Below are 450 nucleotides of genomic sequence, written 5' to 3' on the forward strand. Positions count from 1 at the left end.
GTCAGCATGGCAAGAGACATCCTGACGGTCAGGTCATCGTCGATCTCACCTACGCCATTGCCAAATTCGCCGAATGCCTGGTCGAGCTTTCGCAAGCCGCCGGCAGTCGCCATGATCGTCGTCGCGCCTTCCGCTACGCGCACGACGCGCTCGATGCGGCGCTGAAATCGACACAGACCGGCAAGCTGGTCGAGATCGACATTCCGGCAGAGCATTGAGGAGGATGGCGTGAGCATCATGCGAAGGGAACGATCTATCCGCGACCTTGAAGCCGAGATTGCGGAACTGCGTGAAGCAGCCACGGCATTGGCCGAGCGGACAATTCGATACGTCGGGCACAAGGTCGACCCGAACCTCGAATGCGACAACGAAATACGCGACTTGGCCAATGCCACTCTCGCACTTTCGCGCCCACAATCACCCACACCCACCCCCGGAGGAGCCCATGAG

2 protein-coding genes are annotated in these 450 nt (G+C 60.2%); both read left to right on the forward strand.

Features of this window, described 5'->3' with window-relative positions; genetic code table 11:
• Positions 1-218: hypothetical protein (locus AACY52_RS31230; RefSeq protein WP_339561529.1), on the forward strand; the 218-nt coding region annotated here is incomplete at its 5' end.
• A gap of 10 nt (positions 219-228) precedes the next feature.
• A partial coding sequence (locus AACY52_RS31235) for a hypothetical protein (RefSeq protein WP_339561530.1) occupies positions 229-450 on the forward strand: 222 nt, incomplete at its 3' end.

Origin of the sequence: Pseudomonas sp. EA_65y_Pfl1_P113, assembly GCF_963970525.1 — a bacterium.
Classification (GTDB): domain Bacteria; phylum Pseudomonadota; class Gammaproteobacteria; order Pseudomonadales; family Pseudomonadaceae; genus Aquipseudomonas; species Aquipseudomonas tritici.